Below are 491 nucleotides of genomic sequence, written 5' to 3' on the forward strand. Positions count from 1 at the left end.
CTGCTCGGCACGCGCCATTTGCGTGCACGGGTGCCAGACGGCGCGCAGGCTGCGCTGCGGCCACTCGGTGGCGGGCGAAGGGGCGGTGTCGGTGTGCAAGGTCAAAATCCTGGGGCAAAAAGGGGCGCCAATTGTGCCGTCACCCCACTCAGGCGCCCGGTGCCGCAGCGGCGCCCTGCCCCGCGAGCCGGCGCCACACCGCCTTCAAGAACTTGAACAGCACGACCAGCAGCAGCACCGACACCAGCAGCATCACGACCAGCGCGGCGCCAAACCACAGCGGGTGCTGCGTGGCGAGCAAGACCACGCCGACCACCAGGCCGTCCTCGAACAGCGACAGCAAGCCGTTGGAAAACGGCTCGGGCGAGGTGTTGACGGCCGCGCGCGCGGTCATCTTGGTGGCCAGCGAGGTGGCCGCGAGCGAGCCGCCCATCAGGCCCGCGACCACGCCCATGGTGGCGCTGTCGGCGCCAAACACCCCGGCCGCCAGC

1 protein-coding gene is annotated in these 491 nt (G+C 70.9%); it reads right to left on the reverse strand.

All coding sequences use genetic code 11. From position 1 onward, the window contains the following. Positions 1-148: 148 nt before the first annotated feature. Positions 149-491, reverse strand: a 343-nt coding sequence (locus tag B2J89_RS21715) for a DUF4126 domain-containing protein (protein ID WP_169170854.1), incomplete at its 5' end; no start/stop codon positions are given.

Source organism: Acidovorax sp. SRB_24 (genome assembly GCF_012931925.1).